Raw genomic sequence first — 24,966 nt, forward strand, 5'->3', positions numbered from 1 at the left:
GTCTCCTTCCGGGAGCTTTTAGGCCGACGCCGCCAATGCGTCCTTCGCGGCGGCAATATCGTTGGGTCCCCCGATCGCCACGCCGACCGCGCCGTCGGCGATCCGCTTGACCAGCCCGCTCAGCACCTTGCCGGCACCGATTTCGAAGAACCGCGTGACGCCGTGCGCTGCCATGTAGGCCACCGACTCGCGCCAGCGCACGGTGCCGGTGACCTGCTCGATCAGGCGGCGGCGAATCTCGTCGGGATCGGTGATCGGCGCGGCCAGCACGTTCGCCACCAGCGGCGAGGCCGGCGCCTTGATCGTCACACCTGCAAGCGCCTCTGCCATCGCATCGGCGGCGGGCTGCATCAGCTTGCAATGGAATGGCGCGGAGACCGGCAGCAGCATTGCACGCTTGGCGCCTTTGGCTTTGGCGATTTCCACGGCGCGGTCGACAGCCGCCTTGTCGCCGGACACCACCACCTGCCCGCCGCCATTGTCGTTGGCGGCCTGGCAGACCTGCCCTTGCGCGGCTTCGTTGGCGACGGCCATTGCCGCCTCATAGTCGAGCCCGAGCAGTGCCGCCATCGCGCCGGCGCCGACCGGCACCGCCTTTTGCATTGCAAGACCACGGGTGCGCAGCAGGCGGGCGGTATCGCTGATGCTGAGGCTGCCGGCCGCGGCCAGCGCGGAATATTCGCCGAGCGAATGGCCGGCGACAAAGGCCGCATCCCGCCCGACGGAAAAGCCCGCTTCGGTCTCCAGCACGCGCAGCGTGGCAATCGAAACCGCCATCAGGGCCGGCTGGGCATTTTCAGTGAGCTGGAGGGTTTCGGCCGGGCCATCCCAGATGATCGCGGTCAGCTTTTCGCCGAGCGCCGAATCAACCTCGTCGAACACCGCCCGCGCGGCCGGAAAGGCCTCCGCCAGGGCCTTGCCCATGCCGACCGCCTGGGAACCCTGCCCCGGAAATGTAAATGCAGCCGTCATCCGGTGCTCCCTCGTAAGATTGGGGCCGTAAGACACTGACGCGGGCCGGGATGTCAAGCCGCGGTGCGGTATCGCCAGGCCGTTGCCGGGGTCATCAATGGGCAAGAGCGGATCAGCGTTCTTGCAGCGCCAGCCGGATACCCAAAGCGCAGTAGAGACCGCCGATTGCCTTCCCCTGCCATTTCAGAACAGCAGGATTGCGGCGGAGGAAGGCCCCGAGACCTCCGGCGCCTACTGCAAAAACCGCCGTACTGACGAACCCCAATAAAACGAAGATGATTCCCAGAACCGTGAGCTGAAGCATGACCGAACCATTTTCGGGCCGTACGAACTGGGGGAGAAACGCGAGGAAGAAAAGCGCCGTCTTCGGGTTTAGCACCTCGGCCAAAATCGCTTGCCGAAATGCCTTTCCTGCTGAAATCGGCAGTGCGCCGGTCGCGAGATTTGCTGGCGTCCTTTCGAGGACGGCGCGGATGCCGAGGTAAACCAGATAGGCCGCGCCGAGGTACTTGATGATGCTGAACAGCATTGCCGAAGCGGCAATGATCGCCGAGATGCCGACGATCGCCATAAAGGTGTGAATCATGTCGCCGGCCGCGATCCCGGCACCCGTGGCGATGCCGACCGTCGTGCCCGAACTCGTTGCCCGCGCAACCGTGAGAAGCGTCGCGGGGCCCGGAATGAACACAAAGCCAAGCACAACCGCAACATACGTAATCAATGTGGCCGGATCGATCATTGGTTGGCTCCGCTTGGTCGCCGACGGAAGCTACACCACGGTCGATCACCGCACTAGAAGCCGCCCGCCGCCTGGTCGCCACCGACTTCGGCGCCGGCCCGCGCGCGGCGTACGCTGCTGACAAGCTTGCCGGGCCGGTCCTCGTGGTCGGGCCTGGCGGTCGCGAGCCGCAGCACGGCGGCGTAGCTCGGCTGTACTTCCATCCGATCCGCATATCGGCTTTCAGAAAGGATGCGGTGGACGCGCGGCAGGTTGTAGCAGGGCACGTAGAACAACAGATGATGCTCGAGGTGGTAGTTGACGTAATACGGTGCAATGAACAACCGCTCGAGAAAACCCGCGCGCGTCGTGCGGGTGTTGCGCAAGGGATCGCTTGAATCGGGAACGACGGCGTGTTCAGCGATGTTGCGAATGCGGGTGATGACCATCTGCCAGGTGAGCAGCGGCAATAGCCACAATAGCGGATAGGCCCACCATATGCCGGCGGCGGCGAGGCCGGCAAACAACACCGCGTTGGCCGCAAATTGCGGGCCGAGCTTTTCCCAGAAATGCGCGGCGCGTTGCGCAAGCGGCCATTCCTTTGGGCCAAGCGCGTTCAACAATTGCGCCTTGCGCTGCTGATAGCCGGTCTGCCCAGTGATATCGCGGAAGAATTTGCGGCGGTAGCTCATCTTGGTGATCGGGAATGGCGCCGACAAAATCAGGTCGGGATCGTCGTCCTGCTGGGTGCGCGCATGATGTTGCAGATGATAACGCCGATAGGCGCGGGTCTCGGCGAAGATCGGATAGGCGCAGAACCATTGGCTGAGCGTCAGGTTGATTTTCTCGTTGGCCGACAGGCATCCATGCGCCCCGTCATGCATCAGGATCGCAAGCCCGAGCTGGCGCGAGCCGATGATGCCGACCGCTAGCAGAAAGGTCAGTGGATTGGGCCACCACGCCACCAGCGCAATCGAACCCAATATCAGCGCCCACGCATGTGCGATCAGGGCTGCCCCCTTCCACGTCACACGCTGGCGCACGGCGACCAGTTGATCTTCGGTCAGAAAGTCGCGGGCACGCATGCGAAGCGCGGTCATGCTGATGTCTCCCCGTCGGGTTTATCGTTGTCGGCAACCAGGCGCAGCCTAGCGCTGTCGGCCGCGGATGTTGTCGTGGCCTGATCGCCCAGCACGCGCAGCATCTCGCTGCACAATTCCTCGGCCGAACGGCCCATGGCGTAGCCCTCCACCATCACGCCGATGGCCAGCGCCCAGAATCGCCGTGAGCTCGCGTCGGGATCGCGCAGGCTTTTCCAGCCGTGCCGCTCGATCTGGCCGGCATAGGCGCGCATCCCCTCGCCGTGCAGCCGCTCGATGGTGCGTTCCACCAGCGGCGCGAGATCCTGGCGGCGGCGGGTGAGCGTCAGGGCTTCGGTGAAGAAGGCGACCGAATCCGTCGCCGTGACGGTCTCGACCAGCGCGCGCGTGTAGTCGCGCGGCGTACGGGCCTGCAACGCGGCCTCCTCGGCCGCACGCGCCACGTACAGCATATCGCGGCAGGCAGCTTCGACGAACAGGGCTTCCTTGGTGCGGAAGTAGTAGGTGATTTGGCTCGGAAAGGCGTCGGCCGCCGCCGCGATGTCCGAGATCGACGTTCCGGCGAGGCCCTGCTCCTTGAACAGCCGGCTGGCGCCGTCGAGCAGCCGCGAGCGCATCTGGCGCCCGGCCGTACGCGTGGCGCGGGCGGCGTGCTTGGGATCGCTGGGCGTTTTTGGCGCTGTCTGGACGGACTTTGGAGCCATCGCTTGCCCTCCGATCCGTTATTTGTATGACGTACAAACAAATACGTCAACCATTCATTGGGCCTACCGCCTCCCCGTGCTGACGCCAGGACCCTTTCAGGCCTGCTCAAGAAGCCTTGCCAGCACGCTGAAAATCCTTATAAACCGCGCATCCGTGGATCCCGGCCGGGAGCTGAACGGACGGTCTCAGCAATCTCACCTTTGCAGGCGTTATTGATGTGGCAGGGCCAGTCGGCCCGTCGTCCCGTGCTTCCGCCTTCTGAGCTTATCCCCGAGTCCTTTCCGAAGGCCTCGAAGGGCTTGCCGCCGGGGACCGCGCCAACACTAGGAAAGGACACCCATGCCTCTTTACGAGCATGTTTTTCTCGCGCGTCAGGATGCGAGCACCCAGCAGGTCGAAGAGCTGACCACCCAGATGACGGGCATCGTCGAAGGGCTCGGCGGCAAGGTCACCAAGACCGAGAACTGGGGCGTACGCTCCCTCACCTATCGCATGAACAAGAATCGCAAAGCACATTTCGTGCTGATGAACATCGATGCGCCGTCTGCTGCGGTCACCGAGATCGAGCGGCAGGAGCGGATCTCTGAAGACGTCATCCGCTATCTCACCGTCCGCGTCGAAGAGCACGAGGAAGGTCCCTCGGCGATGATGCGCAAGGCCGATCGTGACCGCGAGCGCGACGATCGCGGCGGCGGTTTCCGCGGCGACCGCGAAGGCGGCTTCCGTGGCGATCGTGAAGGCGGCGGCTTCCGCGGCGACCGTGGCCCGCGCCGTCCGCGTGAAGACGAAGCTGCAGCGGTAGAGGAGTAAGAATTATGGCTGAAGCTGGTGCACGCCGTCCGTTTTTCCGTCGCCGCAAGACCTGCCCGTTCACGGGTCCGAATGCGCCGAAGATCGACTATAAGGATTCCAAGCTGTTGATGCGTTACGTCTCCGAGCGCGGCAAGATCGTGCCGAGCCGCATCACCGCGGTCTCCGCCAAGAAGCAGCGTGAACTCGCGCGCGCCATCAAGCGCTCGCGTTTCCTCGGCCTGCTGCCCTACGTCATTCGCTAATATCTTCGACCGGCGGCGTCCGCGCCGCCGGTCGTTATTCTTCACCGGTCGTTATTCTTCATAAGGCTCTGGTCGCCGATGGTTGGTCGAAACAACCTCTGGCCGGCTGTCGAACCCGCAAGTTTTTTTCTCCCATTTCAATGCGTCCGATGCCGCCTGTTCGCATCGTGTACGGCTTTCCGGTACGCCTTTAGTTCTAGTACCGCTGCACAGGGATGAAGTCCGCCAGCCGATCCCGGCCGAGCCGGGACAGATCGAGCGCTACGACTGCGAGTATAAGCGCAATGGCACGGCCAACCTGTTCATCTTCCTCGACGTCCATCGGCCCTGGCGCAGGGTCAAAGTCACCGACAGCCGTGCCGCAGTGGACTTCGCTGCCTGCATGCGCGAACTCGCCGATGTTCACAACCGCGAAAGCTCGCGCCAAAATGGGCCGCGCCTACCCCTTGGCAGGCGGCCCACAAACGCCCTCGGCCAATGAGTCATAATCACCGTGCAGCGATACTAGAGGTAGGATAGCCACCAGTCGCTGCGACGTTTTTTGATGCCGGCAAACCAGTTGCAAAGCGGATAGAGCGCCACCACAACCGCAAGCCAGACGGAAAAGACGCCCAGGAGGCCGACGCCGTATCCGTTCGGCTTGTCGGCAGGGAATGGACCAAACAGCCAGCCGGTCTCCGCACCGCTCGCCCACGCGAAGATCACCGCGAGCGCGTGGATGACAAAAACATGAACCACATAATAGAAGAATGGAACGCGGCCGAAGGTGGTGACCCACGCCGCGAACCGGCCGCGCGCGTTCTCAACCGCAGCAAGCAGCAGCAATGCCGGCCCGATCGTCATGGCCAGATACAGCAGCGATGGCGGATATTTTTCGCAGTTAATGAAGGACAGCAACGTCGCAATTGCACCGGCTTGAACGCTCCAGGGCGCGGGGTCGCCGTAGACGTTGCTCGCCCGCAGCAGGACGAAACCGACCACCGCGACGGTGCCCCATCCAACGAGCCAGCGCGTCCGCTTCGCACGATCGAGCGTGAAGACCGGACCGAGCGCGTAGCCCGCCGCCATCACGCCGATCCATGGGATCAACGGGTAGACCGCGAACCACTTCACGGTGACGCCGAACTGCAGCAAGGCCGGCTCATGCAGGAAATTCCAGATCGGCGCGGCCGGGCCGAAGGCCTCTGCCTCGATGGGATCGAGTAGATTGTGCCAGGCGATCAAGACGAGCGCGATGGCCGCGACCGCACTGCGCGGCAGAAAGACCAGCACTGAGAGCGCAATCATCGACGCGCCGATAGCGAAGATGACCTGGCTGAAGAAGTAGCCGAGATCGAAGCTGAAGGTCCATGCAAGGCGGACGAGCGTGAGCTCGATCAGTACGAGCCAAATCCCGCGCGTGAGCAGGAAGCGGCTGAGCTGCCGCGTGCTGCGGCCGCGCTCACCGTAGAGGAATGCCGACACACCTGCGAGAAAGACGAAGGCGGGTGCACAGAAATGCGTGATCCAGCGCGTCATGAACAGCGCGGGATCGGTCACGTCGCGCGGGTTGAATCCACCCGGGGCGAAGAAATCGCGCACATGGTCGAGCGCCATCAATACCATCACGAGGCCGCGCACGAGGTCGATGGAATCGATGCGCGTGCGCGCCGCCGTCTGCCCGGCGATTCCGTTCCTCGCCTGGCCGGTCCAGGACAGGCCTCCCCGTTGCCCGGCTTCGAGGCTCGCATTCATGATTTGATCCTCCCAGCGCACAAGTACGGCAAAGGTGCTGCGGGAGTTTCAGTCCGGCTGCCGCGCCGGCGCCTCAGCTCGCCAGCTTCACCGGGATCTTCAGGTAGTGAACGCCGATGGTGTTAACGCTCGAGCGCGAGGGATTCATCAAAAGGCAACCGCGCAGCCCCCGCAGCATCGAACTGCTCGTTGATCCGAAACACCTGCCAGAGCTACTTTGATCCCCGGTTCAACCTGTCATAGTCCCTGTGCAGCGGTACTAGTACGTAACCGGTGCGCCCTCCCCCTGATAAATCCTCGCCCGCACCTTACTACCTAACCGCCGCTCCCTGCACATGAAGGGAGCACACCTCGTTGACAATCGCTGCGGCGGGCACGTACGCTGCCCGATAGCAGGACGGATGCCAAATTCCCGCATGCTACGGGTATCGAAGTTGCCGCCGATTACGTGCGGACACGAGCCCCAATAAGCGGCGCCAACGAGCGCAACCGCCAAAGGGAGTGCAAACGATGTCCGTCCACATCCGTGGTCTACGGCGAATTGTACGTCTGGCCGTTATTTCAGCACTGACCGCCGCTGCAGCAGGCGCAGCCCATGCCCAGAAAACCGATGTCATCTTCAGTGCCGGCCCGACGGGCGGCAGTTGGACGCCGATGGCGGCAGCAGCGTCGCAGGTCGTGAACAAGCGATATCCCGAGCTGAACGTGCAGGTTGAGCCGGGTGCCGCCCTCGTCAACATGGAGAAGATCCGCAACGACAAGGCAGATATCGGCTGGTCGATGACGACCGTCATGGCCGATGCGCAGAAGGGCGAAGGTCAGTTCGCCGGCAAGGCGACCGACAAGGGCCTTTTCGTAGCCAACTTCTATCCCAACGTCTGGCAGTTGGTGGTGCCCGCGAACAGCGACATCAAGAGCGTCAAGGATCTGAAGGGGCAGCCAGTGGCGCTGCCGGCACGCGGCAACACCAGCCTGGCGGCCGGCTGGGAGTACCTGCTCAAGGTGAACGGCATGACGCTGAATGACTTGGGCGCGAAGAGCTACGGTCCGGTGTCGTCCAATGCCGAGGCCGTGAAGAACCGGCAGGCGATGGCGGCCGGATGGTTCACCGTGGTGCCGGCATCTTTCGTCCTGGACCTTGGCTCAGCAATGCCGCTGCGGGTGCTTCCGGTCACCGACGAGGAGTTCGCCGCACTGCGCAAGCTCAATGCGGGCTTTGTGCGCTACACCATCAAGGCCGGCATCTACAAGGACCAGGGCGTGACCGAGGCCGTTCAAACCTTCCAGTCGCCCACCGTGCTCATTGCGTCCTCCAAGACGTCTCCCGACGTGATCTACAAGATCACCAAGGCCATTGTCGAAGGGCGCGAGGAGTTCGGTAACGTCACCAGCGACATGAAAGGCGTGAAGGCGTCCGACATGGCTGAGAGCCTGGGCATGCCGTATCACCCCGGCGCGGAGAAGTACTACCGCGAAGCTGGATTGCTCAAACAGTAGAGGGCGTGCCGTGCGCAAACTCTCCGGCTACGCGGGCCTGGTCGTCGGAGTGGTTGCGGTCGCAATGTCCGTGTACCACGTCTACGCGCGGCTGACGGTATACGCTCCCGATCAGCAGGCCCTGCTCTACATAACGCTCGCCTTCAGCCTGGTGCTGTCGTTCCTGTTGTGGCCTCGCAGCAAGAACGCGACACTCGGTCGCGTGCCGTGGGAAGATCTCGCGCTGGCAGGTCTTTCGCTCGCCTGCATTGGCTACATGTTCGCGAACTACGACTACATCGTAAACCGTTTTCCCACCGCCGATTCCCTGACCCGAATGGACATGGCGGTTGGAATTACCGCCACCCTGCTGGTTCTGGAGGCGACGCGACGCACAATCGGCGCGTCGCTGCCGATCGTGGCAATCGTCTTCCTGCTCTACGGGTTCGCGGGCCCATGGCTGTATGGCTGGCTTTACCACAGAGGTCTCAGCCTCGAGCTCACCATTGATCAGACCTATTTCACCACGGAGGGCATTTTCGGAGTGCCGATGACGGTGGCCGCGACCTACGTCATTCTTTTCATCATCTTCGGCACGTTCCTCGAGAAATCCGGGGCAGGTCAGTTCTTCATGAACTTCGCAAACGCGATCGCCGGCGGCGCGCGCGGCGGTCCCGGCAAGGTTTCGGTCGTCTCCTCCAGCCTGTTCGGCACGATCTCCGGCTCCGCGGTCGCCAACGTCATGGTCGACGGCTGGCTGACGATTCCGATGATGAAGAAGACCGGCTTCAAGCCGGAGGCGGCAGCGGCCATCGAGGCGGTTGCCTCCACCGGCGGGCAGATCATGCCGCCGATCATGGGCGCGGCGGCGTTCGTGATGGCCGAGTTTCAGGGCGTCAGCTACACGCAGGTGATGATCGCGGCGGCGATACCCGCGCTCTTCTACTATGGGGCGCTGTTCGCTGCGATCCACTTCAACGCCGTGCGCTCGGGGCTCAAGGGCTTGCCGCGCGAAGAACTGCCCGTCCTGGGCCACATCATGCTGCGCCAGGGGCACCTGTTCCTGCCGGTCATCGTGCTTCTGGCGCTGCTTCTATTCGGCTTCACGCCGACCTATGGCGCGATCATCGCCACTTTCGCGCTGGTCGCCATCTCGTGGCTTCGTCCTTCCACGGCGTTGGGTTGGCGCGCGTGCCTTGAGGGCTTGCGCGACGGGGCGGTGCAAACCGTGCCGGTGGCGATGGCCTGTGCGTCCGCCGGTATCGTGATCGGAATCGTGCTGCAAACCGGGCTGGCGCTGCGGTTCACGGCCTTTCTCATCGACTTCACCTATGGCTCATTGCTGCCCGCACTGCTCATCACGATGGTCGCCGGCGTCATTCTCGGCATGGGCATGCCGACCACTCCCGCCTACATCATGCAGGCGGCGCTGCTCGTGCCCGCGATCATGAAGCTCGGTGTGGAGCCGATGGCGGCGCATATGTTCGCGTTCTACTTCTCCTGCCTGTCGGCAGTGACGCCGCCCGTGGCGCTGGCGGTGTATGCTGCGGCGTCAATCGGCGGGGCCGGCCTCTGGGCTTCGGGCGTGCAGGCGATGAAGTTTGCCGCCGCCGGCTTCATCGTGCCGTTCTTCTTTATCTACAACCCTGCGCTGCTGTTCGAGGGCCCATGGCCCGACATCCTTCGCGCGGTGCTGACCGGCACGATCGGAGTGATTGCGCTCGCAGCCAGTCTTGAAGGCTACTTCCTGCGTGTTGCTACGTGGTTCGAGCGGGCGCTGTTCTTTGTGGCCGCAATGCTGCTGATTGACCCCAATGCCATCACCGACGTCATCGGCTTGGGCCTGCTTGCCATCGGCCTGTTGGTGCAGAAGGTATGGACGATACGACCAACGATAGCGCCGGAAACCAGCACATGACCCGCACACAGTTCGCCGCGTTGACGCTTATCGCTGCCGCCCTCCTCGTTGGCACCGTGGCTTTCGGTGTTTTGCGGATATACGCCTAAGCCAGGCGGGGCGTCACATCACGCCCCTATGGCAGGAAACGCCGGGAACTTGTGCTGGCAGGCTTCGGCCAAACACCCTTGATCGGGTGAGGCTCCTGATCTAAAAGGCCGCCAGTCATCACGGCCCCCCGGCGGGGCCGTGAACGTTTGAGGGCCTAACTGCGCTCGGTACCTTGGTACCGATAAGCCCTCGGATCTCTAACTAGTTGGTAAAGGCGGCATTTTTGCTGACCTCTATCTAACCGCTCGAAAGGAGCGGGACAGCTTATGATCGCGATTATCCTCATTGGTCTTGCGGCCGGCTGCGCGTCGGCGCTGATGTTCGTCTCGATCGTCTCGGGCGCGCCAATCTCGTTGGTGCTGTCTCTGTTGGCGCCGCTACCGCTGATGGTGACGGCGCTCAGTTGGGGACCACTCAGCGCAACCATTGGCGGCATCGCGGCGGCTTCCGCCTTCGGTGCAATTTTCGGTCTGCGCTTCTGCCTCGCTTTTGCGGTTTCGGTGGCGCTGCCGGCCTGGTGGCTTGGCCATCTCGCGTTGCTGGGACGGTCAACGGCTACTGTCGAAACCGACAACAGCACGAATCCTACGGCAGAGAATCTCGAGTGGTATCCGACTGGACGGATCCTGCTTTGGATCGCCGGCTTTGCCATCCTGTCTTCCCTCGCGTCGTGGCTGGTCTTCGGCAAGGATGCCGACGCCATCGCTGCGGCCCTGCGAAGCGGGCTGACGAAGGTTCTTTCTGACCGTGAAGGGCTATCGTCTGGCGACATCGAGAGGTTGGCTGACGCGCTCGTAACGATCTTTCGCGGCTTGTCGGCAATGCTCGTCGTGACGACTCTTACGCTCAACCTCTGGCTTGCCGCGAAGATTTCAGCGATGTCGGGCCGGCTGCGCCGCCCCTGGCCAGACTTGAAGAGCACAGCGTTGCCGCCGATGACACTCGTAGCACTCTGCGGGACCTTGGCATTTTGTTTCGCTGGCGGAGCGTTTTCGATAGCGGCGCAGATCATGACAGCCGCGCTCTTCATGGCTTACGCGCTCGTCGGCCTTGCCGCCGTTCACACGCTGACACTGGCGTTGAAGAGCCGCGCGTTTTTGCTGAGTTGCACCTACGGGATCCTGGTGTTGTTGCCATGGACGGTCGTTCTGATGATCGCCCTCGGCCTTACGGACGCAATTTTCGGATTGCGCCAACGTTATCTGCGCGGAAAGCCGCCGCCTTTGCCCGCAGCCTGAAAATCCAACCATTCACCTAAACTCGAGACCGAACACGAAATAAGGAGAACGAAAATGGAAGTCATCTTGCTGGAACGCGTTGCCAAGCTTGGTCAGATGGGCGAAGTCGTCCGCGTCAGGGACGGGTATGCCCGCAACTTTCTGCTCAAGCGCGGCAAGGCACTGCGCGCCACCGCCGACAACCGCGCCAAGTTCGACGGCATGAAGGCCGAGCTCGAGGCCAACAACCTCAAGGCCAAGGGTGAAGCAACCAAGGTCGCCGAGAAGATCAACGGCCGTAACGTGGTCGTGCTGCGCCAGGCGTCAGAATCCGGGCAGTTGTTCGGATCGGTAAGCGTGCGCGATATCATTGCCTCGTTCGAAGCCGATGGCGTCATCATCAGCCGCAGCCAGGTCATGCTGGACGCGCCGATCAAGACCATCGGCAAGCACGAGATCAACATCGCCGTGCACCCGGAAGTCGAAGTCAGCGTCAGCGTCACCGTCGCGCGCAGCGCCGATGAAGCCGAGCGCATCAACCGCGGCGAGGACATCTCGACCCGTCAGGAAGACCAGGACGCCGCCGCCGAGGCGCTCGCCGCCGCCGGCGAATTCTTCGATCCGGAAGCCCAGCACGAGGAAGCCGCGCCGGCGCCGGCTGCGACCGAAAAGTAAGGCGCTTCGTTCCAAACGCTTTGACGACCTTCAAGCCCGGCCTCAATCAGGCCGGGCTTGGGATTCTAGCGGCCGCCTTCTCGTCGAGCATTGCGATTGAGGCCAGCGCGGTTGCGGTATGCTTCTCGACGCCATCGGTTACGCAAAACACGTCGGCCGCAACCACGGCGACCTGACGTCCGGGCTTGATCACGCGCGCCCGGCAGATCAATCGCTCACCGATCGCCGGCGACAGCAGATTCAATTTGTATTCCGCCGTCAGCGCCGGTTGCCCGCGCGATGTCGCGGCCGCGATCGTGGTGGCGTTGTCGACGAGAAAGGCCGTGACGCCGCCGTGAAACAAGCCATGTTGCTGCAACAGTTCCGGCCGGCGGTCGACCGCAAGCGTACACGCGCCGCGCGTCAGCTCGGATAGTTCTGCACCGATATGGGTCATGAAGCCCTGGCGGCCGACATTGTCGCGGATGCGGGTCGCGATCGGCGCGAAGTCGGCATCGTTGTTCGCACTCATACTGTTTCTCCGGGCTTGTGGATCATATCGGGCGCGACCACCGCGCGGATGGCACAGGCGATCATGATTTCGGCCTGTTCTCGCGGATCGGCGCGGTCGCGGCCCGACAGCCATGCGCGGCAAAAAATCTGCGCCGGTCCGATGATCTGGCTGAAGAAAACCGACGAAGTCATAGGCAGCAATTCGCCGCGCTCAACCAGCGGCGCGCGCCATCGTTCGACGGCTTCCGCAAGGCGCGAATTCTGCGCGCGCTGCGCGCCGCGGATCGCCTCGGTCCATTCACTGCGGGAAATCTCGAAGAGATAGCGCGCCTCGCGCCGGGAATTGACGACCCAGTCCAGATGCGCGCGGATCAGCCGCGCCACGCCTTCCCGGGCGCCGCAGGATTCATCGACCGCCGCTACGACGGCAGCGTGATAGCGGGCGAGGATTTCCAGGAACAGCGCGCCGGCCAGTTCCTTCTTCGATCCGAAGAAATGGAAGAAGCTGCCGTTGGACGCTCGCGCGCGAGTTCTGATGGCGGCCACCGTGGCGCCCTCGAAACCGTCGCGATCGAACACCGCCAACCCCGCCGCCAGCAGATCGTCCCGTGCCGTAGCCACCTGCGCGCCCTTCGGTCCATTAGATCGTCACTCTAGAGTGTTACTCTAGAAACGGTCAAGCGCGTCGCCGGCAGGCATTTGGAAATCTGCATCCTATCGCGAGATGGGTGGCGCGGGAGGGCCGACGGGCCCGGCCGGCGGCGTTGCGGGCGCCGCAGTAGCTGTCACCGGCGGAGACGTGGCGGGTGCCTCCGCCTGGGGGCTCGCGGCCGGCTCAGGGGCAGTCGCGGCGGGAGCTGGCGGCGCAGGCGTCACCGGGTCGGGCCGGGGCGCGGTCGGCTCGCTGTCGGCGCTCTCCTTGGGCGCATTGACCTTGGCGCTTTCGGACCCGCCCTCGCTGGCCGGCTTTTCCGACTCGCCGGCCGGCTTCGCGGCCTCCGTGGCCGGCTTGTCAGCCTCACCCTTGGCGGAGTCGGTCCTGTCGGTATCAGGCTTGGCAGGATCGGGCCCGCCAGAATCGGTTTTGGTGGGATCAGGCTTGGTAGGATCAGGCTTGGCAAGATCAGGCTCGGCAGTTCCGGGCTTCGCAGCTTCGGATTTGGCTGCATCCCGAGACGCATCTTCCTTTGCGGCGTCGCCGCGGGCCTGGTCGGCTTTCGGCGGTTCTTCGGCGGCGGGCCTGCCACGCCTGCCCTGCTTCTGCCTGACACCCGATTTGCTGTCGGTAGCGGCCGGCCCATCATCTGCGGGCTTAGCAGCCTCGGGCGCCGTGTGCGGCCGTGCGAGCCGCTTCGCGTCGCGGCCCGGGCGCGCGCCCTCGCCTTGCGACGGTGCGCCATCGGCATCCGGCCGGGAAGCCTCCTGGGCCGGTGCGGCGGACGGCTGCCGGCGACCGAATCGGTCGGGCTGATCCGACCTTCCATCCTGCTTGGCGTCCTTCTGTTTGGACTGATCCTTAGCTTGATACCGGGGATCTGCAGCCCCATTGGATATCAAGTAGGAAGAAAGCACCGAGGCCATGGAGGAGCCGGTGGTATAATGCTGACGCAGAAAGCCCGGCAACGATGAAGCCGGCGTGTTCTTCAACAGGCCACGCGGGCTCCTGTGGCAGGCGCTGCAGGTGCTCGAAAATATCTGGGAAGGGCTCTTGCCGGCGTCGAGATTTTCTACCGCCCACACCACGTCTGCTGTGAGGCAGCCGATCAGGAGCGTCACCGTCGCTAAACTGAGCGCTCGGCTCAACATTCCCTACTTCTCCACGTGGAATCTGCCTGCGACGCACAACGTCGCTGACGGAGGGGTCACCTTTTAGCCGATTATGACGCGAATGGAAGCGGGCTTACTACGCATCTGCGTGACTGTGACATTTGAGAATATCCACTTTCACGCCAACGCAGTAGCACTGCGGCATCATCATACTTACGATGTTCCTGGTGCACATGGAACTCTCTGTTCCGCGGTGCATTGGTGTAACGGGCTGGTCGTTCCATTGGTGCTTCGATGGATCGTTTGTTGCGTTATTTCCTGGGTCAGTTCATTCGCCGCGGCACGATGAATTTCACGACCGCCAGTGGGGCGAGATTTATCTGCGGGGACGGAACCGGCCGCCCGGTGTCGGCGCGGTTCCTGAGTAAGCGGACGCAACTCCGGATTCTCCTCAACCCCGAACTGGCGCTTGGCGAAGCCTATATGGACGGCTCGTTCGTGGTCGAGGACGGCTCGATCGCCGACGCGCTGGAAATCCTGCTCGGCCAGCCCGAAATGCTGCCACGCTGGGCCAAGCTGCAATGGTGGCTGCGCTATTTCAGCAGGCACGCGAGACAATTCAATTGGCGGGGCCGGGCGAAAAACAATGTCGCCCACCACTATGATCTGGACGGTCGGCTCTATTCCCTCTTCCTCGACGCCGACCGGCAATATAGCTGCGCGTATTTCGAAGCGCTGGATATGACGCTCGACGACGCCCAGCTCGCCAAAAAGCGTCACCTTGCTGCCAAGCTTCTCGTTGGGCCCGGCGACCGCGTGCTCGACATCGGCTCAGGCTGGGGTGGCCTTGGCCTCTACCTGGCCGAAATGACGGACGCCAATGTCACCGGAATCACGCTGTCGTCGGAACAATTGCAGGCCTCGAATGCCCGCGCCACCGAGAAGAACCTGACGGGTTCGGCAAGATTCCTGCTGAGCGACTACCGCGATATTGCCGGCCCGTTCGATCGGATCGTGTCCGTCGGCATGTTCGAGCATGTCGGCATCGACTTCTATGAAACCTACTTCCGGCGCTGCGCCGAACTCCTCAGCGACGACGGCATCATGGTGCTGCACTCGATCGGCCGCTCCACGGGGCCTGATGTGACGAGCCCATGGATCACGAAATACATCTTCCCGGGCGGCTATATCCCCGCCCTGTCAGAGGTCATCCCCGCGATCGAGAAAGCCGGCCTTCTGGTTTGCGACATCGAAATCCTGCGGCTGCATTATGCGGAAACGCTGAAGGCCTGGCGGGAGCGCTTCATGGCGCGGCGCGAAGAGGCGGTGCGCCTCTATGACGAGCGTTTTGCCCGGATGTGGGAATTTTATCTGGCGGCGTCGGAAATGTCGTTCCGGAAGCAGAACCTGATGAATTTCCAGATCCAGCTCACCAGGCGCCAGGGAATTGTGCCGATGACGCGCGATTACATCACCCGGGAAGAAGCAAGGCTGCGCGGGATGGAAATCGGAAAACAGCCGCGGCTGCAGTTGGCCGGCGAATAGGCCGCAAAGGCGGTGGAGTCAGTTTCTCAGGCTATAGGCCGAGGCGTAAGGCGTGCGGGCCGATGCCGGGCGGGCGAGTTGGGCTCGCAGCGCGGCAAGCAACTGGGCATCACAGGGTTCATCACGCCGTTCCGGGCGCGAAATCTCTTCCATGGCGTCGATCAGCATCGACAGCCACAAACGCTGGGCGCTTGCCGATCGCCATCCCTGGAGTTGCTGACCCATCGCCTGTTCCTTTTGGTCGGTGCAACTGGCAACTCGAAAATCGCCGGCCCGTTCCCGATTTCGTAACCAATCCATCCTGAGCGAAGAAAATCACATCCGATGTGATCTACTTCACAGAGCCCCTCGGCGGCCCGTCGTACATCTCCACCCATGAGCCGGCAGACCTACCCAGCCCCGTTCGATTCCGACATCAGGATCGACTACGCCTTGATCGCAATCGGCGTAGCTGCCGCCCTGTTCGCGTTCGTCTATCTGATGCTGGTTTGATCAACGCTTAAGATCAGGGCGCAAAAACGCCTCCTGCCTTCGGATATGTCGGCGCAAGTCGCGGCAAGGTTCAGATTCCCCTAAGTTCTTGCCTGGCATTTTCACAAAAGCCACTCCGGTACCGCCGGACGGCGGGCTGCTTTTTGGTCCAAATCCGTCAAGGGGCCAGCTCAGGATTCACACATGGCATTGTGTGAATCGGGCATAAGGCCTAGTCGGACTTTCGGATCGCCTGCACGTGGCGCTTTATCGCTGCCCCCACTTCCGCAAGCGATCTGACAAAAACCAAAAACCTAAAGAACATTACAAACTATGGCTCTGACTGATTCGAATGTCCTCAAGCTCGCCCCGGACCCGGGAACTCCGGCCTACCGGAGCGCGCCGCACAATATCGAGGCGGAACAGAGTTTGCTGGGCGCAATTCTAGTCAACAATGACGCGTTCTACCGGGTTTCCGACTTCCTGGAACCGAAGCACTTCTTCGAGCCGATCCACCAGACCATTTTCGAGACCGCCGGCAGCCTGATCCGGATGGGCAAGGTCGCAACGCCCGTGACGTTGAAGACCTTCCTGCCGGCCGATACCGATATCGGCGGCATGACGGTTGGTCAGTACCTCGCGCGTCTCGCGGCCGAGGCCACCACGATCATCAATGCGCAGGACTATGGCCGCACGGTCTACGACATGTCGCTGCGCCGCGACCTGATCCGGATCGGCGAGGACATGGTCAACGTCGCCTTCGATGCGCCGGTGGATTTTGCACCGCGCGCGCAGATCGAGGACGCCGAGCGCCAGCTCTATGAACTCGCCGAATCCGGCCGCTATGACGGCGGCTTCCAGCGCTTTGCGCAGGCGATGAAAATCGCTCTCGACATGGCTGCCAATGCGTACCAACGCGACGGTAAGCTGTCCGGTATCTCGACTGGCCTACGTGATCTGGACTCGAAGATGGGCGGCCTGCAGCGATCCGATTTGATCATCCTGGCCGGTCGTCCCGGCATGGGCAAGACCTCGCTTGCAACCAATATTGCTTACAATATTGCTAAAGCATACCAACCGGAAACCAAGGCCGACGGCACCACGACGGCCGTCAATGGCGGCGTTGTCGGCTTCTACTCTTGCGAAATGTCGGCAGAACAGCTCGCCACCCGAATTCTCGCAGAGCAAACCCGCATCGCCTCAAGCATGATCCGCCGCGGCGGCATCAACCAGGAAGAGTTCGACAAGATTCGCGACTACACGGTCGAGCTGGAGCACTTACCGCTATATGTTGACGAGACCGGTGGCCTTTCAATTTCGCAATTGACGGCGCGCGCCCGGCGGCTAAAGCGCCAGAAGGGCCTCGACGTCATTGTGGTCGACTACATCCAGCTGCTTCAAGGCTCGGGCAAGCGCGGCAACGACAACCGCGTCCAGGAAGTCACAGAAATCACCACCAGCCTGAAGGCGCTCGCGAAAGAGCTCAATGTTCCCGTGATCGCGCTTTCACAACTTTCACGTCAAGTCGAGAATCGCGACGATAAGCATCCGCAATTGTCGGACCTGCGTGAGTCCGGTTCGATCGAGCAGGACGCAGACGTCGTGCTGTTCGTGTACCGCGAAGAATATTATCTGCAGAACAAGGAACCCAAGCTCGGCACGCCCGAGCACGAGAAGTGGAAACTCGACATGGAGCTCGCGCACGGCAAGGCCGAGGTCATCATCGCCAAGCAGCGCCACGGACCAACGGGTACGGTGCCACTACAATTTGAAGGGCAATACACTCGATTCAGTGATTTCACGGAAGAGGACAACTTGCCCTACCGCGTGCCGTAATTCTGGCTTTCAGCGCAGTTGAACCGCGGCGTTCCGCCGCGTAGAACTGTGGCATGAACGTGGCCCCTGATCCCAAGTCCATCCCGCAAGGCACCCTGCTCTCGCCCGAGGCGAACAAGGCTGCCGCGCTCGCGACCGCAACCGGCGTGCTGACGGTCGATCTCGACGCCATTATCGCCAACTGGCGCAAGCTCGAGAAGACGGCCGTGCCGGCCGAATGCGCGGCCGTCGTCAAGGCAGACGGCTATGGCTGCGGCGCCGAACAGGTCTCGCGTGCCCTCGCGAGCGCCGGCTGCAAGACGTTCTTCGTCGCCACCCTCGACGAGGCCCGCGTGGTTCGCGCCGCGGCGCCTGCCGCCGCGATCTACGTGCTCGGCGGCTTCTTCCAGAACACCGGCGACGCCTACGCCAAGTTTGATTGCAAGCCCGTCATCGGCGACCTCAACGAACTCGCCGAATGGGACGTGTTCTGTCGCCGTTCCGGCTGGTCCGGCGGCGCCGCCATTCACATCGACACTGGCATGAACCGGCTCGGCCTCACCGTCACCGAGGCGCAGGGCATCATCCCGCGCATCAATGCCGGAGATCACGGCATCACGCTCGTGATGAGCCATCTCGCCTCCGCGGAAATGCTCAACAATCCCGCCAACGCCAGACAACTCGCGGCCTTCCGCGAGATCGCGAGCCTGTTCTCCGGCGTCCCGGCCTCGCTGGCAAACTCGTCCGGCATCTTCCTGGGCGCCCAGTTCCAGTTCGATCTGGTGCGGCCGGGCTGCGCCCTCTATGGCATCAACCCGACGCCCGAAGCCGACAACCCGATGCAGCCGGTCGTCGAGCTGAAGGCGCGCATCGTGCAGATCCGCAACGTCGAGCGCGGCGATACCGTCGGCTATGGCGGCACCTGGACGGCGCGGCGTCCAACCAGAATAGCGGTCGTTTCCGCGGGCTATGCCGACGGCTATTTCCGCGCGGCCAGCGCCAATGACGGCACCCGAGGCGCCGAGGTGATAGTCGCCGGCAAGCGGTGCCCGATCGCAGGACGGATTTCGATGGACCTGACGGCGGTCGACGTCACCGATCTCGACAAGAATGCGGTGCGGCGCGGCCATTGGGCGACGCTGATGGGCGAAGGCATCACAGCCGACGAACTCGCCCATCATTTCGGCACCATCGGCTACGAAGTGCTCACCAGCCTCGGCAAGCGCTACGCGCGGGTTTACAAGGGCGGCAATGCCACTGCAGAGCCCTCTGCTCCGCCTCCAGCGGAGGTGGCCGCCTCACCCACTTAAAGTCTTCGTTCCGAGTGCTCCTTCGCGGCGTTTCCTGTCGATGCCATCCGCGGCCTTTTTCAGGCGTCGCTGATCCGACAATTCACAAAACGCCGTTCGGCGGACAGTACCGGGCCGCCGAACGATTTGCCGAAGTCAGACTTGGAGGCCGCAAGTTGCCGAGGACGCGACCATCAAAGCATAACGGCGAAATCCGACGCTGGAGCGTTGCCCGGTCCTACTGTTTCTTCCGGCTAGCCAACACTTGCTTGCAGGCGTCGCTGAGTTGGTGATGCTGCTTGTTCAGACATGCGACGACACGGCCGCCGCCGGGCAGCGTGCCGGCGCAATATTTGTCATAGTCGGCCTTGCAGGCGCCGCGCTGGTCGGTGGCTTGAGCGACTGCGGATCCGGAGTATCCGATGGCGAGCACGAGAAAGGCGAAGCGTAGTTTCGACATGGATTCTCCAAGTGTCGGGCGAAGCACAGTGATGCCAGCCAGCTCTACATGAAGATCGCGACCTTCAACATTAATAATGTCAACCGCCGCCTGCCGAACCTGCTGCGCTGGCTGCGCGCGGCGAAGCCCGACGTCGTTGCCTTGCAGGAATTGAAATCGACCGACGCCGAGTTCCCGATTCTGGCAATCGAGAAAGCCGGCTACGGCGCGGTGTGGCGCGGACAAAAAACTTGGAATGGCGTCGCCATCCTGGCGTGGAATGCCGAGCCGGTATTGACCCGGACCGCGCTCCCCGGCGATGGGGATGTCGAGGCCCGCTATATCGAAGCCGCAATTAACGGCATCCTCGTCACCAGCATCTATCTCCCGAACGGCAATCCGCAGCCGGGACCCAAATTCGATTACAAGCTCGACTGGTTCAAACGACTGCGGTCCCACGCCGGCAAGCTGCTAAAGCAGGACATCCCCGTGGTGCTGGCCGGCGATTACAATGTCGCGCCGACCGAGTTCGATATCTACCCGACAAAGTCCTGGGACAAGGACGCGCTGATCCAGCCGAAGAGCCGCGCCGCGTTCAAGGCGCTGGTGGATCAAGGCTGGACCGACGCGATCCGGACGCTTTATCCGTCTAAACCGATGTTCACGTTCTGGGACTACAAGCGCAACCGCTGGCCACGCGATGCCGGGCTGCGGCTCGATCATCTGTTGCTCAGCCCCACCATTGCGCCGCGCCTGATCAAGGCCGGCGTCGATCGAAAGATCCGTGGGGAAGAAGGCGCCAGCGATCATGCGCCGGCGTGGATCGTGTTGCGCTAACGCGGCCGCAGGTCTCCTACCCACCGAATTTCTTGCGCAGCATGACACCCAGAATGTTGGAGTAGTCGTCGGTCCACGATGTGCTCGAGTCCGGACGTAGCGCCATCCAATTGCGCGCGACGCTTCCGGCGTCGCCCGGCTCGCGCGCCAGCACCACGAGGCGGGCATTGGCCTTGAGTGTCGTCATGAGATCGCCGGCGCTGTCGTCCTCCCGCAGGAACGCTGCCAGCGAATGCGACTGAGCGACATTTGCGACAACGGGCGCGAGGTCGAGGTACCGGTTGGAGATGTGCGCGAGGATCACACCATGCGGCGAAAGTTTCGAGAGATAACCCGCAAAGGCCTCGCGCGTAAGCAAATGCACTGGAATGCTATCGGACGAAAACGCATCCAGCACAATCATATCGTAGCGATCGGGTGAGCCTTCCAGGGTGAGCCGCGCGTCTCCGGCGACAACCGGCGCTTCGGGCGCGCACCTTGACAGGAATTCGAAGCGATGCGGATCACGCGCGATGCGGATCACTTCCGGGTCGATCTCGAAGAACGTCCACAGCTCCTGGGCTTTGCGATGACAGGCAAGCGTGCCGGTACCAAGCCCGACGACTGCGACGCGATCCAGGCGGCCACCATGGGCGGCACGGGCGGCGTCGATGGCTTCCGCGTATGGACCGCCCGGATAGTAGTAGGTCTGCGGCAGCAGGGGGCCACTGACCGGCGTGCCATCATCGTTTCGTAGCCGCTGCGCGCCGTGAACCGTGGTGCCATGATAGAGGACGCGGGCTTTGCCGTCAGCAACCTCGGCGACCTTATGGACGCCAAAGAAACTGCGTGCCGTTTCGATCGGCGCTATTCCGGGTCGCCACAGAGCCGTCACTGTAAAACTCAGGACGACAAGGCCGAAGAAACGCATCGGCCGCTGTCGTTGAAACAGCATCGTGGCCGCCATCAGGGCCAGCAGCACCTGGAACGGCAGCTCCAGTGTAGCCGGCGGCTGAAAGCGGGTAATGTACCAGATCAGCGCCAGCGTTGCGCTGAGCAGGAGCCATGGTAACACTGCCATCGACGCTTTGCGTATGCCTCCGGCGAAAAGGCCGGGACTGCCCAGCAGCGCCAGGGCGACCAGGATCGGATATTCGTAATTGCCGTTGAATATTTGCGGTGCGATGAGCCCTGCAAAGGCGCCACCGATCACCCCGCCAAACGAGGTGCAAAGGTAAAACTCCGTCAGCCGCGACGGCCTCGGACGGTGCGCATAGAGCTCGCCGTGGCACATCAGCGTCAACAGCGCGAACGCCACGAGATTGAGCGCAATCGTCGTCAGCAAAAAGACCTTTTCCCCGCCGATCAGGCTCACCGCGAGCGGCGCGACCGCAAACGGGACAAACCGAACCACACTGGCATGCGCGATCCATGGTCGCTCGCGAAAAACGGCCACGAAAGTGAGCAGGTAAATCGCCAGTGGAACCACCCACAGGAACGGCGCCGCGGCGACATCCGTCGCCAGATAGGCGGTGACCGCGATGACCAGGCCCGACGGAAGCGCCGAAAGCGCGATCCATCGCAGCCGCTCACCGGCATTCACGCGAACATCATCCTGAAGCTCGGTCTGCACGGCGACGGCAGGTACCGCGCGCACCGCGAACAGTCCGACGAAGCTCAACAGAACGGCCAGGAGGGCAAATCCGACGGACCAAATCGACGTCTGCGTCTTCAGGGTCAGGATCGGCTCGATGATGACGGGATAGGTGAACAGCGCGGCGAACGAACCAAGATTGGATGCGGCATAGAGCACATATGGATTGCTCGCCTGTCTGTGTCCGCTCACGGCAAACCAGCTTTGCAGCAATGGCGCGCTGGCTGACAGGGTGAAGAACGGTAGGCCGATGGAAGCCGCGAATAGGCCGAACAGCCAAAGCGCTGTTCCATCCAGTGGCGAGGCACCCCATCCCGGCGCAATCGCGATCGGCAGCAGCATCGCGGTGATACCGACCAACAGGAGATGGGACATGACCGCCCACCGGGGGCGCAACACACGGTTCAACAGATGGGCGTAGACATAACCAGCCAGCAATGTGGTCTGAAAGAACACCATCGCGACGGACCAGACCGCCGGCGCGCCTCCGAGTTTCGGAAGCACCATCTTCGCAAACATCGGCTGGATCGAGAACAGAAGCAGCGCCGAGACAAACAGGGTCGCGGCATAAAGCCATGGCGTCAGTCGAGCGGCCACTGCTTGCTGATCGATGACCGGCGATACCCGATCCGAAGCATTGAAGAGCGACATTGATATTCCCTGGCACCGTCAATTTTGGGTTGCACGGTAGCCAGCGACACCTAAGCAAGGCTTAATCTTATCATCATCTTATCGTCGAAAACGGCAGACATGCGCCATGGTAAACGCCCTCTTGATCTCCGCCTCAGGTTAATAACGGATATCAGCCCTTTCGCGTGTGACCCCACGCCGCGTCCCAGTCTTCGCCCGCAGCATCGATGACGCGGCCATCGGCCTCGAAGAACTTGTTCGGCACCTGGAAGATTGCGAGCATCAGCCCGCCTTGTGGACACCACGCGACGTGCCGGCTGCCCTCTTCGCGCCAGATGAATTCGCCGGCCTTGCATTCGATGCCCTGCGCCGGACCTTCCTTGTCGACGAGCGAGCCTTCGAGCACATAGGTCTGCTCGATGTTGACGTGTTCGTGGTCGGGGAGCACCGCACCCGGCGCGAACCGCATCAGCGCGGTCATCAGGCCGGTCTTGCGATCGAACAGCAGCGTCTTGGCCTCGCAGCCGGGAAAGCGGGTCTTCTGCCATTCCATGCTGTCGGGTCGAACCAGATGGGAATGCGTGTCTGCAGTCTGCGCATTTGCCGGCGTCGCAGCGTCCATGGCGATCCTCCGTTCTGCTTATTTTGACGCGATCCTAGCAGCTTTGTCTTGGGCCGCCAGACGGCCGGTGTGCGCTGCGGCGTCCTTGCCCGCACCTGCGGCCAACTGTAGGATCGACCGGCCAGCCGAACGCAATGGACGGATGAATAATGGCGGCTCTGCAACAGGCAAGAATCTGCAAGGGGTGCTGGGAGCAGATGCATGTTCCGGTGCCGCTTCGCGGCGTGATCTCGGCGCCATTCCGCGCGTTCGGCATTCGTCCGAGCCGGATGAATCCCAATACCTGCACCATCTGCGAGCTGATGTTCACGAAGGTGATGCGGGCCCGCAAGATCACCATCGACGCAACCATCATGTTTGCCGATCTGCGCGGCTACACCAGCCTGTCGCAGTCGCAGTCAGCCGATGCCGTCTCAGGACTGCTCGATGCATTCTACGATGAATGCGCCAACGCGATCTGGGAGCATGACGGGCTCCTCAACAAGACGATCGGCGACGCCGTCATGGCCGTCTTCAACTTTCCCCTGCAGCGGGAGGAGCATGCCAAAAACGCCGTCCTCGCGGCGCGACAAATTCAGACGAACTGGCGCGAGCGGCGTGAAACTCTTGTTGAAGCGCATGGCCTCACCGCGGACCAACTGGGGATCGGCATCGGCATCCATTCCGGCGAACTCAGCTTTGGCGAATTCGGTCACTCGCATCGCGACCTGACGGCGATCGGTACCGTCGTCAACACCGCTTCCCGGGCCCAGTCGGTCGCCGAAGCCGACCAGATACTCGTGACTAAAGCCGTCTTCGAGCGCGCCCAACCGGACATGAAAGACAGCCAATCAAAGGCATTCCAGCTCAAGGGATTTGACGTCCCGATTGAGCTGTACGTCGCCTAGCGTGAGTGAGCTGGCGGCTCTGCTGTCATCGCATAGCAGCTTCCCTTCGGCACGATCGGCTCCTTCGGAGTGATATTTTGGCCTCGTAACCCGAGGCTGCCGGCACCATGATGTCGGCATCAGGGAATCGCGAAAGACTGCAGCGTGGGCTTCCTTTTTGTCCTCATTGTCGGCCTGCTCGCCGGCACCATCTCAGGCATTGTCGGCACGGGCTCGTCGATCATGCTGATGCCGGTGTTGGTCTATCAATACGGGCCGAAAGAAGCGGTGCCGATCATGGCGGTCGCGGCGGTGATGGCGAACCTGTCGCGCATTCTCGCCTGGTGGCGCGAGGTCGACTGGCGCGCCTGCATCGCCTATTCGGTTACGGGCATCCCGGCCGCAGCCCTCGGCGCGCGGACGTTGCTCGCCCTGCCCTCACGTGCCGTCGACATCGCGATCGGCCTGTTTCTCATCGCGATGGTGCCGGTTCGGCATTGGCTGGCCCGACATCAGCTAACGGCACGCCTCTGGCATCTGGCGGTCGGCGGCGCCGTTATCGGCTTTCTCACCGGCATCGTGGTTTCGACCGGACCGCTCAGCGTGCCGCTGTTTCTGTTTTACGGACTGACGAAAGGTGCCTTCCTCGCCACCGAGGCCGCAAGCTCGCTCGGGCTCTATCTGAGCAAGTCGGTCACGTTCGAACGCTTCGGCGCCCTGACGCCGGATATCGCTCTGAAAGGCCTGATTGCGGGCTGTTCCCTCATGTTTGGCGCCTTCATCGCCAAAGGCTTCGTGCTGCGTCTTCAGCCCGATGTCTTTCGGCTGTTGATGGACGGCATCATGCTGGCCGCCGGTCTCACCCTGCTATGGACGGCATTTTCGTAAGCATTCGGCACG

At 62.5% G+C, this 24,966-nt stretch carries 24 protein-coding genes and 1 pseudogene; 13 read left to right on the forward strand and 12 right to left on the reverse strand.

All coding sequences use genetic code 11. The features are described 5' to 3' along the window. Window positions 1-18 precede the first annotated feature (18 nt). The 4 genes from fabD to V1277_RS34400 form a co-directional block, all read right to left on the reverse strand. Window positions 19-972, reverse strand: a complete 954-nt coding sequence (fabD, locus tag V1277_RS34385) for an ACP S-malonyltransferase (protein ID WP_334420156.1) — start codon at window positions 970-972, stop codon at window positions 19-21. Between the two features lie 112 nt (window positions 973-1,084). Beyond that, the gene (locus V1277_RS34390; RefSeq protein ID WP_334420157.1) at window positions 1,085-1,711 is read right to left on the reverse strand and encodes a LysE family translocator; all 627 of its coding nucleotides are present in this window, start codon (window positions 1,709-1,711) and stop codon (window positions 1,085-1,087) included. A 53-nt stretch (window positions 1,712-1,764) separates the two neighbouring features. Continuing rightward, window positions 1,765-2,790, reverse strand: coding sequence for a fatty acid desaturase family protein (locus tag V1277_RS34395; protein ID WP_334420158.1), 1,026 nt, complete (start codon window positions 2,788-2,790; stop codon window positions 1,765-1,767). Next, window positions 2,787-3,494, reverse strand: a complete 708-nt coding sequence (locus V1277_RS34400; RefSeq protein WP_334420159.1) for a TetR/AcrR family transcriptional regulator C-terminal domain-containing protein — start codon at window positions 3,492-3,494, stop codon at window positions 2,787-2,789. Before V1277_RS34400 ends, V1277_RS34395 begins: the two co-directional genes overlap by 4 nt. A gap of 340 nt (window positions 3,495-3,834) precedes the next feature. On the opposite strand from V1277_RS34400, the gene rpsF reads away from it, so the two are divergent. The 3 genes and pseudogenes from rpsF to V1277_RS34415 all read left to right on the forward strand — a co-directional run. Further along, complete coding sequence (rpsF, locus tag V1277_RS34405) at window positions 3,835-4,305, forward strand: 30S ribosomal protein S6 (protein ID WP_028346501.1); 471 nt, start codon at window positions 3,835-3,837, stop codon at window positions 4,303-4,305. A 5-nt stretch (window positions 4,306-4,310) separates the two neighbouring features. Further along, window positions 4,311-4,550, forward strand: coding sequence for a 30S ribosomal protein S18 (gene rpsR / locus V1277_RS34410; protein ID WP_002711478.1), 240 nt, complete (start codon window positions 4,311-4,313; stop codon window positions 4,548-4,550). A 217-nt stretch (window positions 4,551-4,767) separates the two neighbouring features. After that, window positions 4,768-4,974, forward strand: a pseudogene (locus V1277_RS34415) (transposase); the annotation flags it as partial. A gap of 80 nt (window positions 4,975-5,054) precedes the next feature. Here the strand turns inward: V1277_RS34415 and V1277_RS34420 are convergent. Beyond that, the gene (locus V1277_RS34420; RefSeq protein WP_334420160.1) at window positions 5,055-6,284 is read right to left on the reverse strand and encodes a DUF1624 domain-containing protein; all 1,230 of its coding nucleotides are present in this window, start codon (window positions 6,282-6,284) and stop codon (window positions 5,055-5,057) included. A gap of 510 nt (window positions 6,285-6,794) precedes the next feature. Between V1277_RS34420 and V1277_RS34425 the strand changes: the two genes are divergently transcribed. From V1277_RS34425 to rplI, 4 genes are all read left to right on the forward strand, one after another. Beyond that, entirely contained in the window at window positions 6,795-7,781 is a 987-nt protein-coding gene (locus tag V1277_RS34425) for a TAXI family TRAP transporter solute-binding subunit (protein WP_334420161.1), read from the forward strand. Between the two features lie 10 nt (window positions 7,782-7,791). Next, window positions 7,792-9,678: a TRAP transporter permease gene (locus tag V1277_RS34430; protein WP_334375834.1), complete on the forward strand. Its 1,887-nt coding sequence runs from the start codon at window positions 7,792-7,794 to the stop codon at window positions 9,676-9,678. A 356-nt stretch (window positions 9,679-10,034) separates the two neighbouring features. Further along, window positions 10,035-11,006, forward strand: a complete 972-nt coding sequence (locus V1277_RS34435) for a hypothetical protein (protein ID WP_334420162.1) — start codon at window positions 10,035-10,037, stop codon at window positions 11,004-11,006. Between the two features lie 54 nt (window positions 11,007-11,060). Beyond that, window positions 11,061-11,660: a 50S ribosomal protein L9 gene (gene rplI / locus V1277_RS34440; RefSeq protein ID WP_334420163.1), complete on the forward strand. Its 600-nt coding sequence runs from the start codon at window positions 11,061-11,063 to the stop codon at window positions 11,658-11,660. Between the two features lie 46 nt (window positions 11,661-11,706). Here rplI and V1277_RS34445 read toward each other — a convergent pair whose 3' ends face one another. From V1277_RS34445 to V1277_RS34455, 3 genes are all read right to left on the reverse strand, one after another. Then, a complete protein-coding gene (locus V1277_RS34445) occupies window positions 11,707-12,171 on the reverse strand; it encodes a PaaI family thioesterase (RefSeq protein WP_334420164.1) in 465 nt (154 codons plus the stop codon). Beyond that, window positions 12,168-12,773, reverse strand: coding sequence for a TetR/AcrR family transcriptional regulator (locus tag V1277_RS34450; RefSeq protein ID WP_334420165.1), 606 nt, complete (start codon window positions 12,771-12,773; stop codon window positions 12,168-12,170). The genes V1277_RS34445 and V1277_RS34450 overlap by 4 nt, the downstream gene beginning before the upstream one ends. A gap of 93 nt (window positions 12,774-12,866) precedes the next feature. After that, entirely contained in the window at window positions 12,867-13,958 is a 1,092-nt protein-coding gene (locus tag V1277_RS34455) for a hypothetical protein (RefSeq protein WP_334420166.1), read from the reverse strand. 255 nt (window positions 13,959-14,213) lie between these two features. Between V1277_RS34455 and V1277_RS34460 the strand changes: the two genes are divergently transcribed. Continuing rightward, the gene (locus V1277_RS34460) at window positions 14,214-15,464 is read left to right on the forward strand and encodes a cyclopropane-fatty-acyl-phospholipid synthase family protein (RefSeq protein WP_334420167.1); all 1,251 of its coding nucleotides are present in this window, start codon (window positions 14,214-14,216) and stop codon (window positions 15,462-15,464) included. An 18-nt stretch (window positions 15,465-15,482) separates the two neighbouring features. Here the strand turns inward: V1277_RS34460 and V1277_RS34465 are convergent, their stop codons facing one another. After that, window positions 15,483-15,689, reverse strand: coding sequence for a transcriptional regulator (locus V1277_RS34465; RefSeq protein ID WP_334375841.1), 207 nt, complete (start codon window positions 15,687-15,689; stop codon window positions 15,483-15,485). A gap of 579 nt (window positions 15,690-16,268) precedes the next feature. On the opposite strand from V1277_RS34465, the gene V1277_RS34470 reads away from it, so the two are divergent. Together V1277_RS34470 and alr are read left to right on the forward strand one after the other, a co-directional pair. Beyond that, complete coding sequence (locus tag V1277_RS34470) at window positions 16,269-17,771, forward strand: replicative DNA helicase (protein ID WP_334420168.1); 1,503 nt, start codon at window positions 16,269-16,271, stop codon at window positions 17,769-17,771. 53 nt (window positions 17,772-17,824) lie between these two features. Beyond that, entirely contained in the window at window positions 17,825-19,060 is a 1,236-nt protein-coding gene (gene alr / locus V1277_RS34475) for an alanine racemase (protein WP_334420169.1), read from the forward strand. A gap of 217 nt (window positions 19,061-19,277) precedes the next feature. Here alr and V1277_RS34480 read toward each other — a convergent pair whose 3' ends face one another. Further along, window positions 19,278-19,499 carry a cysteine rich repeat-containing protein gene (locus V1277_RS34480; protein ID WP_334420170.1) on the reverse strand — a complete coding sequence of 74 codons (222 nt, stop codon included), beginning with the start codon at window positions 19,497-19,499 and terminating at the stop codon, window positions 19,278-19,280. Between the two features lie 48 nt (window positions 19,500-19,547). Here V1277_RS34480 and V1277_RS34485 point away from each other — a divergent pair, with 48 nt between their 5' ends. Next, window positions 19,548-20,315 carry an exodeoxyribonuclease III gene (locus V1277_RS34485; protein ID WP_334420171.1) on the forward strand — a complete coding sequence of 256 codons (768 nt, stop codon included), beginning with the start codon at window positions 19,548-19,550 and terminating at the stop codon, window positions 20,313-20,315. Window positions 20,316-20,331: 16 nt separating this feature from the next. Here V1277_RS34485 and V1277_RS34490 read toward each other — a convergent pair whose 3' ends face one another. Both V1277_RS34490 and V1277_RS34495 read right to left on the reverse strand, forming a co-directional pair. Beyond that, window positions 20,332-22,599 (reverse strand): spermidine synthase, encoded by a 2,268-nt coding sequence (locus tag V1277_RS34490; RefSeq protein ID WP_334420173.1) that lies wholly within the window; start codon window positions 22,597-22,599, stop codon window positions 20,332-20,334. A 151-nt stretch (window positions 22,600-22,750) separates the two neighbouring features. Beyond that, the gene (locus V1277_RS34495; RefSeq protein WP_028346515.1) at window positions 22,751-23,200 is read right to left on the reverse strand and encodes a cupin domain-containing protein; all 450 of its coding nucleotides are present in this window, start codon (window positions 23,198-23,200) and stop codon (window positions 22,751-22,753) included. 158 nt (window positions 23,201-23,358) lie between these two features. On the opposite strand from V1277_RS34495, the gene V1277_RS34500 reads away from it, so the two are divergent. Together V1277_RS34500 and V1277_RS34505 are read left to right on the forward strand one after the other, a co-directional pair. Beyond that, entirely contained in the window at window positions 23,359-24,087 is a 729-nt protein-coding gene (locus V1277_RS34500) for an adenylate/guanylate cyclase domain-containing protein (RefSeq protein ID WP_334420541.1), read from the forward strand. Between the two features lie 144 nt (window positions 24,088-24,231). After that, window positions 24,232-24,954, forward strand: coding sequence for a sulfite exporter TauE/SafE family protein (locus tag V1277_RS34505; RefSeq protein WP_334420175.1), 723 nt, complete (start codon window positions 24,232-24,234; stop codon window positions 24,952-24,954). Window positions 24,955-24,966 lie beyond the last annotated feature (12 nt).

The organism is Bradyrhizobium sp. AZCC 1588 (genome assembly GCF_036924735.1).
Taxonomy (GTDB): domain Bacteria; phylum Pseudomonadota; class Alphaproteobacteria; order Rhizobiales; family Xanthobacteraceae; genus Bradyrhizobium.